Genomic DNA, 15,096 nt, shown 5'->3' with positions numbered 1-15,096 from the left:
TTCTATTCCGTAATCCGTTCTTCCATTCCGTCGAAGTGGGCGGCGGCATCGTCTACGGCTTTTTCCATACTTTGTAGGATGAAAACCAGTTCCGGGTACTTTTCGCCGAATTCTTCATGCATGAGGTTAAGAGAGCGGGCAATGTTGTAGAGATTCATTACGTGATCTGCATGTTCTACAGGCTGACTCATGCTGCTACCCTCCGTTCAACCCCACTATCTATGCGGTCGGCTAGTTGAATGAGCTTGTCTGCAATGTAGTCCAGAGCAATGCTGCTTTCTGTTGTGGAAGTGTCTTTGCGGATCTGTTGGAGCGTTGCAGCTGCATCGCGCAGCTCGTCCATGCTTGGAAGCATTGCGGTTGGAACTGATTGTGATTGTGCCATGAGGCAACTCCTGAGTATTTTGAGATTATTAAGAGTTGATCCTAACCAATAAAAAAGGTCGGGAGCTCTCAACCGTACTCAGAACGGCAGAAGGTTTTCCCCTTTCGGGTATTGTATAACCTTCGTACTCCCGACCAAAATATTTGGCATATGTAAGTGAACTAGCTTCCAAGCGCAAGATGCACCTATCCTAGGGACAAAGGATCTTGGTCATTGGACGCAAAAAAACCACTTCTAACGGGAGCGGACTGGCCGCTGAGTAATTAAGACGTTGAGAGCGCCTAGGGGAAAAATGTATTATTAGTTTGGTGGGTTGTCAATACTGGGAAAGAAAAGCCTAAGCAGCGTTATCAGTTCTTTCCTCAACTGGCTCCTTCAACCCAATTGGTTCTGGAAGAACAAACAACTTTCTTCGCAACCCAGTTATCAACTTATTAATCATCTCATGCGCCTCTTTATCCACATTCGGCACCTTGTCTATTTTCTTTTTTGCCACGGTATCACTCACAACGTCCATCGCGTTACTCTGTATTTCACGAAGTTTTTTATACAAGGCTTTCTGTTCTGGATCACTCATATTTAGTAAACAATTTAGCTTATGCACACATGATGATAAATCGCTCAAAATTGGGCACATAGCATCATCTAAAACTTTATAAAACCCATCGGGGTCTTGTAACTGAGACTTCTTATGAATCGCGAGTGCACTTAACTTTTCACAATACACACAAAACATAACCAGAGTATCCGTTAATTCTTTCAGCCATTCTTGATGAGCACTAGCGGAAATTTTTTTATCTTCAATCTCCTTATTTTGCTCCAATAGCCCCTTCATATCCGCTAACGCCTTTGCGTTACTTGCTTCAATGGACCTTCGGGTAAGCCAATTAGCACCAAAAACGATCACAGCCGTTGCAAGCACAGTAAAAGCGCCAGAAACAACTGGCACTGCAAGTGCGCTCCATGAAAAAGTAGCTGCATCTGCCATCTCTCTATCCTCCTAAAAAATAAGCCTCTTCTTATGATAGAAGAGGCTTGGAGGCAATCTTGAAACCTTGAGCATTACCCTGTAGTCTCCTGAAATACAAAGGAGAATAAACGAATGCTCTTACGATTCGTTAAAAAATACGCTGAATTTCTCTCAGTTGGAGGATTCTGTGCCTACTGGATTTGGGATGCTAAGCTTTCTGCCTACTGGAATGTAACTTTTTCTACTTATGATGCGAAAGATTGGATGAGTATGGCAAACACTCTTGCATCACTTACAGTTTCTATTGTTGCCCTCTATGGAATTAATAGCTGGAAAAAAGAATACAAAAACAAAAAAAAGGCTGAAGTTGCAATAGAATTTGCAGAACATGCACTAAATGCAATTGATTCATTTAAACATATCACTAGTATTCTAACATTACCACAAGATACGTCAGAAGACTCTGAAAACTCGATTGATCCATTTAGTGCAGGCATTATTCATAAAATAAACTCTTGCCACTCCACATTCAATAAATTGTTTGCAATCCGTAATCGTTCCCAAATTACTCTTGGGCAAGAAGCGGATAATATAATTAAAGACATCAAGCTCCTTCTTTTCGATATTGAACAGCAATGCCGTAAGCATTACGCTATTGCCAAAAACATACATGAAATCGAAAAAGGAATTAGGGTTCTTTGTGCTACACCTGAACCTAACGTAAGACATACCACTCCCCAAAAACTTGTGCTTAGTTTGCAAGACGAACAACGAGCTATAAGCAAAAAGCTTTACCATGATGAAGAATCAGAAATGGGCATTATGCTTTCCACATTAGAAGAACGAATTAATCGTATCGTAAGCAAAAATACATTTTAAAAAAGCCCCTTCTCTATAACAGAAGGGGCTTTTTTTATTCGTCTTCGGTTTCCTTCACAGTCCAGCCCGCATTCTCAATCACTTCGATCTCAGCTTCGCTAAGCCAATGAGGAATATTACTTTTTATTCCTATTTGCTGACCATTAACTGTAAACATCAATACTTCATCTTCAACATCAGAATTTGAAACAATAGTTACATATCTTGCATCATCAGACATACTCGCTCCTCTTTCATTTAAATCAATTCCACATCAACATCAGATGATGTTCCCTCAGTTGGATGCAGCACTGAAGCCTTAAAAAGCCCACGCTGCTGCTTCAAATCATTATCAAGCCAAACGCATTCCCACATGTCCGTATCAGCGTCATAGCCCTCAATGACCATATCTACATCTGGATGTGTAATGAGACACACTTTATCGCCCTCTTTGAAACTCATAGAAACCTCCAGAAATTTGTAATTAGATTTCTATGACATCGACCTAACGCTAGCCATTAGATTATTCTATAACTTTAATCTATTACAAAACTCAAACTACTAGTCATTCCACAAAACAAAAGCCCCACAAAGAGCAACAACTCTTTGCGGGGCTTTTTTGATCAAAACTCATATAGTTTAATTACTAACAATTACGCCCTGACTACTCGTTTTAACTTATTCAACAAACCAACTTTGCTTACCATTGGAGCGTAGAATCTATCTTCATGACATTCTCCATCCCAAAACCATTTGCAATAAACAAACTTTCCCTCATTAATAATACTGGAGACAGTCATCGGTACGCCCCCAGAGTTAAGCATAACCACGTCACCATGTTTAAGTTTTTTCATCCCTGCTCCTAAAGTAAAAAAGTCGTTCAAACATCACACTTACCCCCTAATCCCATCAACACGCCCTCTGCATTCCCCAACCTCTTCCCCGTGCCCTGCAATCACTCCGCTTTGATGCGGTGCGTTTGTGGCAGATCCGGAGACTGGATGGGTGTGGTTTGCCAACACCATTGCGAGGTCGTGCAATTCCTTCCACACCTTATCCATTTCATCCAAAAGAGATACACCGCCGCTGCCAGAGGCTGAGCCTATTTTTATCTTTGGTGCGGAGATGGTGAACACGTCGCCTGCAGTGTGGGTTGTGGTGGATTTTGAGGCTACGGTTAGCGTGCCTTCTACGGTCTGTGTTGCGTTACCGTTAATCTGCTGTGTGGTATTGCCGCCGACTGTGTTCTTGTGTGAACCTTTAATGTTGGTTGTACGGCTGCCCTTCACTTCTGTTTGATGATCTTTGCCCACAGCTTCGCGCTTGTTGTCTGCCACTACACAGCGCAGATCACGCGCGGTGGTCAGGTTTAGACTATCCACGGCTGCTATGTTTGCACACCCGCCGGAGGTGAGATTCATGGCGCCAAGGGCTTCTATTGTTTTTACGCCGCCGATTACTTCCGTGCTGTTTTCTGCAATGTCACGCAGCTCGCGCGAAAGCTCATCCACTGCCTCTACGCAGCGGCGCATGTGGCGCAGGCTGTCATCCGTAATGGTTGCCTCACTGGTTCGCAGCCAGTTCCCTTGCGTATCTGCACTCTGGTAGACTGTGGCGGACTGCTGCCAACGTAGTTCGCCATTAGTTAACTGTGGTAGAGAAAGCCCCATCGGGTAGATTTGCCGAATCACCGGATGATCGGCTCTGCCATAGGCAAAGCCCAGAACCACCAGCGCGCCCGCCTGCGGATACGCAAACATGCCGGACTCCATGCCCGCACCTACCGGAACAGGCAGGGGAACTGCCTCGTAAATAGGGAATGCTTCGTCCCGCTCCCCTTCCGGCGTAAGAATCTCCACATCTACAGCATACCGCGGTCTGAATCGCTCGCTTGTGCCGCCATTCTCCGGCGCATCGCACACCTTTACCACCCGCGCATACCGATCAAGATGCAGCCCCGCTGTCAGCTCCGGAAAGGTCCGGAGGATTATTCTCTTTATAAGTTCTCTCAATAGTTATTCCGTTTGTAGTAATGCTTTGAAGTATTTGATATATTCCTCGCACACTTCGTTTAACAATCTCCGTTGTGAAAGAGGGCTTAAAGATTCTCCACTGAATTCTTTAAGCCCTTTTTTTACCCCACCACCTCATATCCGCTTAGCTACAAGCAAAATCACAGCAAAATCAGCTTAATTCTCCACATCTTAACCAACTCTTAACCCTTAGCACCTTAAAGGCATTACTCCCTTCTTTTGAAAACCTCGCACGGTTCAAAAGAATCGGGGGGAGAGATCTAGCATCCCCTAATACACCCATGTATACCGCCAGCTCTCCCCCTCTCAATTACCCCACCACCATCTCATGCCCGCATAGCTCCACACATTGCAGCGATCACTGTTCCAATAAAGACCAGCCTCCACTAGTAATCATTGTAATACGTCATTAGTTTTTTAAAAAACAATTGACTATTTTTATCTAGATATGTTCATCATCGCACTCCAAGTTTAAGGAGGGGACATACGCCATAATAACGTCCCCACTAGCAACTTAACTCTCTTGTGACTTACTAAAGCACACACTATACACCGGGAGGGAGCTTGGGATTAATTCCTGCTTTCCTCCCGATCTCTTACCCCACCACCATCTCATGCCCGCATAGCTGCAAGCTATTCACCCGCTGCCCGTTAAGCAGCACACCCGCACGAAGCGCAGGAATTGCCGGAAGCACCTTTGCTCCTGTGCCTGTTACGCCCGTAAAAAACTTTTCCTCTATATCTACTGGTCGCGTTGCCCAACGGCTGTGGTTCCACGAACCAACAAAGACAGAGCCATCCGGTTGCGGCTGCCAGAAATAGTCCTCAATGCCGAACACCGCGCCGAGCTGATCCATGCCGTGGTAGCCGCTGCCCAACGTATGAAAATGCGGAATTCTACGGTCTGCATAGGGCTGCTCCGGAACGATAAAGGCAAGGTCTGTTTTGTCTGTGTAGGCGCGCAGAACATCGCGCAAGGTGAGGTGTCGCAGGCTTATGGGCAGCTTGAAGCTTAATGCCGCCGCCATTTCTCTACAAAAAATCTTCTGTGTTGCAGCATCTACCGTATGGCTGCTTTCAATGTAGCCGGTAAAAAAGAGCTGGTCCTTGTTCTGACTGGAATAGCCGAGCCGAAACTGCACTATGCCGCAAAGCACACGCGGCGACTGAACCCGAAACAACGCACGACCGGACGTGTTGAGCTCCAGCCTCACATCATCTTCCACAAGGTTGTATTGCTTCCCGCCGATAACGAGCGATTTTCGCAGCTTCATGCCAGCACCTTATCTATTTTATGCAGGATACTCTCAAGCAGGGTGAGCGGCTCCTGAGTGGCTTCTGCTGTCTGCACTGGGGTTGCTTCTTTCTTAGGCTCAATGGCTGCGCCCTCGCTCTTTTGCGCTACCGGCTCCGGTGTCTTCTCTCGCTTTTCCGCCTTCTCCGGAACGCTCAAATATTCACGTAAAGTGAATGTCACAGCCCACGCTTGCAGCCCCGCTATAGGCTTCCAGCTGAAGCGGTCAGAGACGCGCACCTGCTTTATGCCGGCTGCGTTCGCCTCGCGGTTTGTGATGTTGTACACCTTGCCCTCGCCGTGCTCACTGCGTGCTTCTATGACGCGGATAAGCTCGCGCAGCTGCTTTGCGTCCTCGCATCTAATGTTGGTCGACACGTTCAGTTTTTTGGGCTTCACGCCTTTATCCACGCGCGCCGTGCCGCTTGTTTCTCCTGAAAGATCTTCCGTGCGGATTTCCAACTCTCCGGAGACGGTCAAATTGTAGCCAGGTACGTTGTAGCCGTTGAGCTGCAAATACTCCGTCATAGCCCGAACACCTCCTTTAACACCGTAAGCTGCTGCGGAGCACCTAACCAGCACATGGCGGTGCACAGCTTGTACACACTGGAAGGGGTGCCGCTTTTAAACAGCTCCGCACGCAAGCCCGCGGGGCTGCCCTCACAATACATTGCCTTGCCTGCGCCGCCATGCATGGTTGCTACAAGCTGCTGCCATGCGTTTTCCGCCTGCTGAATATGCGCTGCTTTTTTATCCATGAGCGCCGCCAGCTGTGCCTCCGGCGTGGTTGCTTCGTTGTATCCTTCGCCCACTGCCACAAGCTGGCCGAGGCAGGAATCTACAGAACGAACCGCTCCGTGCTGTCGCAGATCCCGTTGCCGGAACTCCGGCCACATGCGTCCTGCAGGGGTAGTAAATTTATCCTGCTCATGCGTATTCAGCGCATTTGCCCTACGCATAACCAGCTGCAACTCCGTTACCGGAAACACCTGCAAAAACGCGCCGAGCTGCTTCACAAAATCCGCATGCGTTGCACCGTACAGCAGAACAAACACCGCCCCAAGCTTGCCGCTGAGCAGCGTTTCTTCCGCATCAATCAGCTTGTTGCCGAGCGCCTTAAGGGCATCGTTTGGAGTGAGATAACTGTACTCGCCGCGCCTGTGTCCCACCGTATGCACATACGGATGCACGCACACGCACTGCCCAGACTGCGCCGTAAGATCGATCAACGCGCTACGCAAAGTCGCAACCGTTGCCGCACCTGTAGAAAGCGGATTACGCGCCACCGGAACAACTCCGGCAATAGAAGAAAGCCGCCCTTTGCTGCCAGCCAGCTCGCCAGCAGCTCCGGACAGCACAGGAGACAAGGATTGATGGATATTCGCCCCTACCGGAGCAAAGGAAAGATTAGACCAGAGCATTCAGCGTAACCAGTTCTGCCCGCAGCTTCTGCGCCTGTTCTTCCAACTCCGCAAGGCGGGCATCGTCTGCTTCCGTAGCTGTACCTGCCAGCTTTGCACGTAATGGACGTACGGAAGCAAGATCGTTAGCGGTTAGGAGGGATTGGATTTCTTTGATGCGTTGCTGGGTGAGTTCGTCTTGGGTGGGTTGTGGAGTCGAATGATCCCGTTCCCATTCTTCAACCTCAAAATAGCCTGTTGGCTTAGCTTCCCATGCTTCAAAATTTCCATCAGGACTTACAAATGTTGGCATACTGCTACCCCTTCAAAAATTCTTTAATTACAACCACCCCGTTACCGCCGTTACCAGACCGAGCTGCCACTTCATCACGGCCACCACCACCAGAGCCATTAAATCCATGCAGATAATTTATAGATTCATCCATTGAACCAAGACCACCGCCCCCCCAATAAGACGCACCACCAGCACCACCAGCGCCATCATGATCTCCGACATCTCCACCAGAACCACGTAGGTTTATGTCTCCACCGGAGGCTACTCCACCCGCTCCACCACTATGATACAAATGGGATTGCTTTCCGCCTCCCCCGATTTGACTCAAGAATTTTGAGTCACCGCCGTTATACCCATTACCAGCATTACCTATCCCACCAGCACCAATAACAACTGAAACAGAGGAAGGAATTTCGGCAGCACTATAGATTTTTATTGAAGTCCCCGCACCGCCGCCACCGCCTGCACCGTTGTAATACAATTTACCACCAGAAGCACCGCCACCAGTGACGATAACTTCTGCCGCAATAAGATTTGGCGACTTTTGGTAAATTCCTGAACTGTTAAAAACTACCAGATTAACCTTATTTATTTTTGTATTCGCAAGGTCATACGCTGAAACGCCCTTATCATATGCAACCTTCACAGCCTTTGGCGTTGCAAACATGGTCGTACTCGTGCTTATAACAGAGCTAGTAAGCAACGCTTTGACCTTCGCAACTACTCCATGCGGGTCATTTGCATTTTTATGAGTAAGCAGAAGGTCATAAACAGTCTTAACGGCAAGTGGAGTTGCAATCATAACTGCGCTGGCATTTGTAATAGAACTGCTTAACAACGCCTTTACTTTTGCCAGCGTATTATGTGGATCATCTTTGCGGTTCGCATGATTGTCTGTTCTGCGTTTTAGATACTCCACCAAATCACTGGTAACAGCCTCAGTCCTGCGAACATCTTTAACCTCACCTGCAGCGCTAATTTCTGCCACCTTAATACAGTAGTGTCTGGCGTTATATCCGTCCATATAATCTACCCGACTACTCCCAAGCAGTGGGGTGACCACCGGCACCACGTTACTACCCTGCTGCTGTAAGGCTACATCCAGAAATACGTTTTTAGGCAGTGCAGAAACTGTAAGCTGCCTATCTGCATTTAGGACACAACGAATGCCTTCTACATAGCCAGCACCAGATTTAAGCACATAGCTACCACTCTCTTTTACTACAGAAAAGCCGTCGTTGAAAAAACAGCTACGCCCGTAGAGGTCGCGATTATTCAACCGCTCCCGCTCATCAATGGAACGCAGTCGAGCAGTAAAATCCACCTGCCATGTTTTAGCCTCAACAGTAATGTTGGTAACGGTCTTTGCTCCGGAGAACTGGAGCAAAAAATTACGGGTAAGATTATTCCCAAGCGTATTACTTGCCTTATCCGTTTGCCATTTTTCCGTAACGGGCAAATGCGTCACCGCCACAAGCACATCACCTGCAGAGGAATACAAGCCAAGCCAGTTGAACTGGAAGTTTCCAATTTCACTTCCAAGAAGCATGGAATACACAACCTGATTCGGGTTAACGTACCCCTTAAACTCTTCGGGAATAGCGTACTCATGCACCACATGATCCTGTTGTGGCTTTCCCTGATCACGATCAACCGGCAGGCTCACATCAAGATCGGGAATATGGGCAAGGATGATGGTATCAATAGAAAGGACAGCCCCTGCGCCTATCTTTTGCGCAATAAGCTGCTCCCCTGCTTTTGTAATTACTGTGCTCATAACTTTGCTGTTACCACCTGATAGTCGTTGTTAAACTCGTGTGCTGTTATCTGTAGTTTCATTGGAGTTATTACAGTCCACCTGTACCTCCTGCAGGTGCGCCCGTAGTGCTGAATAAGCACTGTGAGCAGCTGTTGATTCTCCGCAAGCTGGGAGTCGGATAGCTGAATATCCACCACGTCCCAGTCCACACCGTCCATGCGTTCCTCAATTTCCACATAGCCAATGCCAAGCCGCATAAATATGCGCTTAAAACCGGCTACGCTCCCTGCGTCTTTGGCGTTGATGTAAGCGTACTTCACTCGTTTACGGAACAGGCTCAACGGCTCACCCTTAAAGCGGTCTATGTCCCGCTGCCATGCTATGAGGTGCAACACAGCTTCCGCACATGTTTCCGGATTACTCTGCATGGCTGGCCACAATGCCCACTCTTGAAGCTTTGCAAACCACTGAGAAGCCGCAGTCGCCAGCGCGCTGATCTGCTCTTTAGAAAACCAAAATGGTAACTGCACTATTCTGCCCCCAACACAACGGTAAAGGTGGAAAGCACAGGCAGAGTAAGCTCGCTCACAATGTCATCCTGAGAAAACTCGACAGAACGCAGATCTAAAAACTGACCATGCAACTCGTCGGAAAGGCGGGAAAAAGAAAAGCGACCAAGCGCCCATGTTTTGGAAACGGTGTAGTTGGTGTTTTCCCTGAAGGCACAACGCACCATGTTCTCAACACCTGCTCGCAGCGCTTTCCTTTTTTCTTCTGAAAGATGCGCCACAGGATGCACTGTAACGGTCAGCGACACAGCGGTTGTCTGTATAGGAAAACAACGCAGATCATCCCCGTGTCCGTGGTTGCCGGTATCGCGAATATGCGTGTTGATGGTGTCCACAAACTCCTGCGTAGGTACGCCTGTTTCAATCATCACATAACAATTGGCAGTACCAGCGCCACGCGGGGCATCGTGCTCAAAAAAAAGATAGTCGGGACGAATACCCGCAAAACTGGAAATCTCCGCTGTGTACGCTGCATCGTGGTGATACTGACCAACAGCAGAAAACTGATTGCGGCAGCGCAGGCGCAGCGGTTCGTCCTCTTCCGTGTCTGCACCTGCAACAAGCAGCCAGTCTGCATTGTTGGTAACGGATGCAACACCGGTAATGGCTACCGGCAAAATGGAATAGTACGCAGGTCCCAGATTGTACGCCTTGCCAATCTGCTCTGCTGTTACAGGTAACAAGCCTGTCAGCTGCCCGTCTGCAATGGTTACATCCGCGCTGCTTACAAGCCGGTACACATATCCGTTAATAGGCGGGCTCTCTACAACCGTACCAGCCGGAATAAACAATTCCCCCGTACTTACAGTGCGGGTAACAACAAGCTGCCCTTGCGCCTTTACTCCGGCTTTGCGCTCTACATCCACGCCCCATGCGTACAAATCAAGCCATGTGCTACTTGCGTAGCGCAAAAATACATTGGGCAATGCATGTTCAATAAGCAGCTTCACCAGTTGCTTGCATGGCTCGGTAACAATGGCAGTAATAAGCCTCCAGAACGGGCTCCACTTGCTGTTGTTTTGAATAAGCCCGCCCTGCTCGCTGTTAATTTCGTTCCAGCGCTGCTGCATTGCCTCTTCCGTTACGGGCACACCCGCATCCTGAAGCATGGCAGTAAATATCTTTTCAGGCTCAGCCACTATTTTGCCTCCATCTGCAAGGAAAGCTCACCAAACTCAAGGGTCTCTGCCAGCACATAAAACACGCCAAGCTCCGGTTCTTCTATGTATACAGTACCGGGCTTAATCCGCTCATCTTCCTCAATGGCAATCTCCAGCTTAATAAGGTTCGCTGCCCGTCTGCGTGCATCCTTGTTTGCTACCAGTTCCACAAGCAGACCTGTTTCGCGAATCATATGCACAAGGTCCTGCGCGATGCAGTCCACATCATGCACCAGCACAGGGTTACGTCCGGCATCAAGGGTAAAGTCATCATCCGTTACAAGCAGATCGGTGTACTTAGGCATCAGGCACCAGCCATTAGCAGTTGTTCACGTATGGACTGCGCATCCTGTTTGCCCTCCGTGGTAATCACCACCTTGCCGATAGACTGTGTACGGCTCTGACTGTTGGATTGCGCGTTAATAATTTTTTGCTGCACACCGCCTGCAGGAACTGCTGCCATGCGAGGAGCTTCTAAGGAGGGAGAGGTTGAAGGGATAGCGTCATCGCCCATGGAAATATCAACACCAGGGAGCAGGTTTATTTTTTCCAGCACCCAATGCACGGCACCGCCAAGCGTATCGAACCAGCCAAGAATAGCCTTGAATACGCCATCAAAACCTTCATCGAAGAAGGTGAACAGCAGACCAATAGGCGTAAATAGCTTTATAAAGTCAAAGGCGGCATACAGTGCATCGCTCCAGCCGGAGTCGGCAAAGGCTGCTGCAAGATCATCCCACCAGTAAATAAGCGCAGCAACAGCGGCTACCACACCCACAATTGCGGCAATAATCCACGTGGCAGGAAATCCCCATAACGCAGCATTAGCAAGCCACTGGGAACCGGAATACGCAGTCCACACGCCCTTACCCCACACCACAGCCTTATGCAGTGGACCGAACACCGTATTCAACCCCAGCGTAGCAATACGCATAAAACCAGATGCTGCAGCGGCAGCGCCAAGCACGCCAGTAAAGCCTAAGAGCACTAATGCACCGTACCCAACCCAGCGCGTAATGTTAGGGAATTCCTGCGACCAACCAAGCAACGTTGCAGATCCATCCGCAAAAGCATCAATCAGCGGGTTAATTGCTGGCAAAAGTGCTTGGCCAAGCACAGTGGTAAGAACACGCCCACCAGCAGAAAGTCTGTCGAACGGATCTACCATGCCCGCTGCCATCTGCTCTGCCTTGCTCATACCGTCCACGTTGCCAAGCTTGGCAATGGATTCACCAAGCCCTTCCGTATCCGCCATAAGCAGCTTAATAAGCGAGACAGCCTCGTCCGAGCCAAACGCCTTTTTAAGCGCATCGCTTTCTGCAACGTCCAGCGTGTCGCCAAACTTGCCCTTGAGCTTGGTAAGAATATCCATCATGCCAAGCATGTTGCCATTGGCGTCTGTAAGGCTAATCCCTAACTGCTCCTGCGCGCCACCAATGCCGGAGAGAAACGCCTTGTACTTAGTACCAGCCTCACTGCCGGACATAGTCGCCTGCAGCGTACCCATAACCGCCATCTGCTCCGCCATATCAATTCCGGCGGCAGTAGCGTTGGCACCAATGGACGTAAACGCAGCAGACATTTGCGAACCGGTAGTCTTAAACATCTGCACAGCAGTTGCTGTTTTACCTGCAAGCTGCTCTACCCACGCTGCCTTACCCATCTCCGTGGCTTGCGCTTTAAAAATACCGAACATAGTACCGGTATAGTCGGTAACAGTAGCAGCATCCGCCTTGGTTGCCTTGGCGAGTACGTTGGAAGCTCTGGTAAAGCTTGCCAGTTCATCCCCTGTTAATCCGGCAATGGAAGACTGAATATCGTACGCAGAAGCTGCAACAGCATCGGCAGCCACGCCGTAGTCTATGGAAAATTCAAGCGCAGCGCTGTTCAACTTACCCAGCGCCGCGCCATTCACATCAAGGCTACCCACTTCTGCAAGCGCCTTGTTCATTTCCCGCGCTGGAGAAAGCATTGCATCAATCCCCTGCGCTGCGCCCCACATACCGGCAACGCCAACACCAACCTGCGTAAAAGACTTTTGTGCGGACCCTGCAAGCCCATCCAGTTCTTTCTGGATTTTTCCTACAGGACCGGTAACATCATCTTTAAGCCCAAGCTTAAAAAACAGCTTTTCCATCCACACGTGCTAACCACCAAATGCCTTTGCAATGCCGTTACACACAGCTATTTCCATTTTGTGCCAGTAGTCTTTTTCCAAAAACATAGCCTCGCCCATACTGCGTTCTGTTATCTCCCGCTGGGGAAACCACTTGTGCGTAAGGGCAAGCATCTGTTCCAGAGCGCTATGCTCTATTGCGCCTGCAATGGCTTCTACTTTCCCAGCGTAATAGTAACCTTGGGCTTGTAGTTATTTACAACAGCCGCAGCCAACTCAATGGCAACACCAGGCTGATTAAGCAGTTCCCGCAAGGCATCCTTGTACTCTGCCTTTACGGTACGCATAAGAAAGTTGTGGCAAGGGTTAACCTTGTCCGTTGGCTGCATCTCGTTGGCGTAGGTATTAAACGCTTCCAAGGTCACATCAAACGCAAGGTCAATTCCGTTAACTGTAAGAGAGATTGTTTTTTCCACGGGTTGCTCCACCTATTTGGCATTAATAAGCTGAAAAAGTTGTTCAAACCGTTTCTCAAAACGATCCTCAAACCCTGCCAGCATTTTTTCTAAATCCTGCTTGGATGTGTAATTGCGCGCCACATACAGCTTAAACTCCTGCAGCTGGTTGCGGCTCGTCTGTGCATACTGGAACAAGTAAACATTCCACATAAGCACAAACGGCCACACATAGCGCGCAATCCACTCAAAAATTTCTGCTGCGTCCATCTACAGCCCTGCTTTTGTCTGCTGCTTTTTGTCGTAAGATCGGGAGGCAGAGTACCCAAGGTAGCCAGTACCAAACAGCACCCACAACGGTTCCGGAATAGCGCCGAACATCAGCTTAAGGTTATCTGCTACCTGCTTCATCTGCACAGGCCACCACACGCCTACAACGCTGCCCAGCATCACAAGCAAAATGACCGCGTACATTACGTACAAAAACATAGGGCGCGCCCTGCTAGTCCACTTATCCTTGCTCTGTGCCTCGGCAACAATGGCAGAATACCGCGCGTTAAGCTGTGCAAGTTCGCCATTCTGCTCCATCTGGCGCAGTTCGCTCTGTGCTTTTGCCTGCTGCTCAGGGTCAGGAAAAATGCGCTTAATCAGCGTATCGCCAAGGTTAATTAAATCCCCAAGCATACTACACCCGCGCCATCTGGCAGCCTTCCATAATCACTTCAACATCATATGGATTAACGCCATTTTCATGCACAATCAGCGCTGTAACCAAATCTTCCAAATGCTCAGTAACAACAATCGGCTCCTCAGCGTTAACGCCAAGGCGCTGCGCAACATGCGCAACATACGCGCCCGTATCGTTCTCCACCGGAGGTGCCCAACGGTTAACAATGCCTTCAACCGTATTAATGCCGTGCCGACGCTGGTAATTAAGCAGCACTCTGCCCATAGCGCGGATGCCATACTGCGGATCTACAAACGTACAAAATGCATCATCCGGCTGGTCTTCCGCCAAGCCTTTCCAATCCTCACCGTGACGAATATTGCCCGGGTTGTTGTTACGAATTCCACGTGGCATCCTATCCATTCGCTGTCTCCTGTTCTGTTTGGCAAACAATGCACAACCTGCATCCGGCAATAGCCTTGCGCCTAGCTTCCGGAATAGCCTCCCCGCATTCCTCACAATGCGTGCAGCTTTCCCCGCTCTTACGCCCAGCCTGCGCCCTAGCAATGGCAGATTGAATAAACCGCTGTTCCACCTCAGACGCTCTGTCGAACTGGTCCACCTACAGCAGCCCCTCAGTCTCGTCCTTACGCAGATACGGAACACCGCCAATGCGCACAAAGTTAGGCGAAGTTACGTCGTAACTAACCTTGCGCAGCAGCTTTTCACCGCCCTTGGAGTCCACATCAAGGATAGAACTAAGCTTTAGCTTACATCCAAACGCCTCAACCTTGTCTTCTTCGCCATCCGCAGTCTTGCCGTAAAACAGCAAGTCGAACGGCTTTAAGCCCCGATACGAGCCAGCAGACTTTGCCGCCTCCTTAATCAGCTTAAAGTTAGCAATGTCCAGCTCCAGCTCGCCGCTGGCAGAAACATCACCGTCCACATGCCCATTAGGGACGCCGCCGTCAGAAGCAACAGCCGTGTTGTCCGTAATGTCCAGTGTGGCCTTGGCAACGCGCACGCGCATATCGCCAACAGTCACATCAATATTTTTTCCGCTTAGTCTTTGCATCTGAGATCCTTCTTTTTTTCTGCCTCCGGCGGCGCTTATCAGCGGGATGTCTCCGACGGC

Annotated in this window: 24 protein-coding genes; 1 reads left to right on the top strand and 23 read right to left on the bottom strand. The window is 49.2% G+C overall.

Translation table 11 applies throughout. The features are described 5' to 3' along the window. Positions 1-2: 2 nt before the first annotated feature. The 3 genes from BUR09_RS01995 to BUR09_RS01985 all read right to left on the bottom strand — a co-directional run bounded on the left by BUR09_RS01995 (position 3) and on the right by BUR09_RS01985 (position 1,373). Complete coding sequence (locus tag BUR09_RS01995) at positions 3-191, bottom strand: hypothetical protein (RefSeq protein WP_074215284.1); 189 nt, start codon at positions 189-191, stop codon at positions 3-5. Continuing rightward, positions 188-385: a hypothetical protein gene (locus tag BUR09_RS01990; protein ID WP_074215283.1), complete on the bottom strand. Its 198-nt coding sequence runs from the start codon at positions 383-385 to the stop codon at positions 188-190. Before BUR09_RS01990 ends, BUR09_RS01995 begins: the two co-directional genes overlap by 4 nt. 337 nt (positions 386-722) lie before the next feature. Next, positions 723-1,373 (bottom strand): hypothetical protein, encoded by a 651-nt coding sequence (locus BUR09_RS01985; protein ID WP_074215282.1) that lies wholly within the window; start codon positions 1,371-1,373, stop codon positions 723-725. A 114-nt stretch (positions 1,374-1,487) separates the two neighbouring features. Here BUR09_RS01985 and BUR09_RS01980 point away from each other — a divergent pair, with 114 nt between their 5' ends. Further along, positions 1,488-2,234, top strand: a complete 747-nt coding sequence (locus BUR09_RS01980) for a hypothetical protein (RefSeq protein ID WP_074215281.1) — start codon at positions 1,488-1,490, stop codon at positions 2,232-2,234. A 34-nt stretch (positions 2,235-2,268) separates the two neighbouring features. Here the strand turns inward: BUR09_RS01980 and BUR09_RS01975 are convergent, their stop codons facing one another. From BUR09_RS01975 to BUR09_RS01885, 20 genes are all read right to left on the bottom strand, one after another. Next, entirely contained in the window at positions 2,269-2,454 is a 186-nt protein-coding gene (locus BUR09_RS01975) for a hypothetical protein (protein ID WP_074215280.1), read from the bottom strand. A 17-nt stretch (positions 2,455-2,471) separates the two neighbouring features. After that, positions 2,472-2,675, bottom strand: coding sequence for a hypothetical protein (locus BUR09_RS01970; protein WP_074215279.1), 204 nt, complete (start codon positions 2,673-2,675; stop codon positions 2,472-2,474). A 191-nt stretch (positions 2,676-2,866) separates the two neighbouring features. Next, the gene (locus BUR09_RS01965) at positions 2,867-3,067 is read right to left on the bottom strand and encodes a DUF2158 domain-containing protein (RefSeq protein ID WP_074215278.1); all 201 of its coding nucleotides are present in this window, start codon (positions 3,065-3,067) and stop codon (positions 2,867-2,869) included. A gap of 39 nt (positions 3,068-3,106) precedes the next feature. Continuing rightward, entirely contained in the window at positions 3,107-4,225 is a 1,119-nt protein-coding gene (locus BUR09_RS01960) for a bacteriophage T4 gp5 trimerisation domain-containing protein (protein WP_074215277.1), read from the bottom strand. Positions 4,226-4,842: 617 nt separating this feature from the next. Then, positions 4,843-5,520: a hypothetical protein gene (locus BUR09_RS01955; protein ID WP_074215276.1), complete on the bottom strand. Its 678-nt coding sequence runs from the start codon at positions 5,518-5,520 to the stop codon at positions 4,843-4,845. Further along, on the bottom strand, positions 5,517-6,068 hold the full coding sequence (locus tag BUR09_RS01950; RefSeq protein WP_074215275.1) for a baseplate complex protein: 552 nt from the start codon (positions 6,066-6,068) through the stop codon (positions 5,517-5,519). Before BUR09_RS01950 ends, BUR09_RS01955 begins: the two co-directional genes overlap by 4 nt. Next, positions 6,065-6,961, bottom strand: coding sequence for a hypothetical protein (locus BUR09_RS01945; protein ID WP_074215274.1), 897 nt, complete (start codon positions 6,959-6,961; stop codon positions 6,065-6,067). Before BUR09_RS01945 ends, BUR09_RS01950 begins: the two co-directional genes overlap by 4 nt. Further along, positions 6,948-7,253: a hypothetical protein gene (locus BUR09_RS01940; protein WP_074215273.1), complete on the bottom strand. Its 306-nt coding sequence runs from the start codon at positions 7,251-7,253 to the stop codon at positions 6,948-6,950. Before BUR09_RS01940 ends, BUR09_RS01945 begins: the two co-directional genes overlap by 14 nt. Before the next feature lie 4 nt (positions 7,254-7,257). Continuing rightward, on the bottom strand, positions 7,258-9,012 hold the full coding sequence (locus BUR09_RS01935; RefSeq protein WP_074215272.1) for a phage tail-collar fiber domain-containing protein: 1,755 nt from the start codon (positions 9,010-9,012) through the stop codon (positions 7,258-7,260). Further along, complete coding sequence (locus tag BUR09_RS01930; RefSeq protein ID WP_245796689.1) at positions 9,009-9,524, bottom strand: phage tail protein; 516 nt, start codon at positions 9,522-9,524, stop codon at positions 9,009-9,011. The genes BUR09_RS01935 and BUR09_RS01930 overlap by 4 nt, the downstream gene beginning before the upstream one ends. Further along, the gene (locus BUR09_RS01925; RefSeq protein ID WP_322788038.1) at positions 9,524-10,702 is read right to left on the bottom strand and encodes a baseplate J/gp47 family protein; all 1,179 of its coding nucleotides are present in this window, start codon (positions 10,700-10,702) and stop codon (positions 9,524-9,526) included. The genes BUR09_RS01930 and BUR09_RS01925 overlap by 1 nt, the downstream gene beginning before the upstream one ends. Further along, positions 10,702-11,028, bottom strand: a complete 327-nt coding sequence (locus BUR09_RS01920) for a DUF2590 family protein (RefSeq protein WP_074215270.1) — start codon at positions 11,026-11,028, stop codon at positions 10,702-10,704. The genes BUR09_RS01925 and BUR09_RS01920 overlap by 1 nt, the downstream gene beginning before the upstream one ends. Beyond that, complete coding sequence (locus BUR09_RS01915; RefSeq protein ID WP_074215269.1) at positions 11,028-12,860, bottom strand: phage tail tape measure protein; 1,833 nt, start codon at positions 12,858-12,860, stop codon at positions 11,028-11,030. The genes BUR09_RS01920 and BUR09_RS01915 overlap by 1 nt, the downstream gene beginning before the upstream one ends. Positions 12,861-12,869: 9 nt before the next feature. Next, positions 12,870-13,013, bottom strand: coding sequence for a DUF6890 family protein (locus BUR09_RS17170; RefSeq protein ID WP_407645265.1), 144 nt, complete (start codon positions 13,011-13,013; stop codon positions 12,870-12,872). Between the two features lie 41 nt (positions 13,014-13,054). Further along, positions 13,055-13,315, bottom strand: coding sequence for a putative phage tail assembly chaperone (locus tag BUR09_RS01910; RefSeq protein ID WP_074215268.1), 261 nt, complete (start codon positions 13,313-13,315; stop codon positions 13,055-13,057). Positions 13,316-13,327: 12 nt separating this feature from the next. Continuing rightward, entirely contained in the window at positions 13,328-13,564 is a 237-nt protein-coding gene (locus BUR09_RS01905) for a hypothetical protein (RefSeq protein WP_074215267.1), read from the bottom strand. Next, positions 13,565-13,978 (bottom strand): holin family protein, encoded by a 414-nt coding sequence (locus BUR09_RS01900; protein ID WP_074215266.1) that lies wholly within the window; start codon positions 13,976-13,978, stop codon positions 13,565-13,567. A gap of 1 nt (position 13,979) precedes the next feature. Beyond that, on the bottom strand, positions 13,980-14,384 hold the full coding sequence (locus BUR09_RS01895; protein WP_074215265.1) for a structural protein: 405 nt from the start codon (positions 14,382-14,384) through the stop codon (positions 13,980-13,982). Then, on the bottom strand, positions 14,377-14,583 hold the full coding sequence (locus BUR09_RS01890; RefSeq protein ID WP_074215264.1) for a TraR/DksA C4-type zinc finger protein: 207 nt from the start codon (positions 14,581-14,583) through the stop codon (positions 14,377-14,379). The genes BUR09_RS01895 and BUR09_RS01890 overlap by 8 nt, the downstream gene beginning before the upstream one ends. Then, on the bottom strand, positions 14,584-15,036 hold the full coding sequence (locus BUR09_RS01885) for a phage protein (RefSeq protein WP_074215263.1): 453 nt from the start codon (positions 15,034-15,036) through the stop codon (positions 14,584-14,586). Positions 15,037-15,096: the final 60 nt, after the last annotated feature.

It is taken from the genome of Halodesulfovibrio marinisediminis DSM 17456, assembly GCF_900129975.1.
Classification (GTDB): Bacteria; Desulfobacterota; Desulfovibrionia; order Desulfovibrionales; family Desulfovibrionaceae; genus Halodesulfovibrio; species Halodesulfovibrio marinisediminis.
This window is presented reverse-complemented; position numbering and strand designations above follow the sequence as displayed.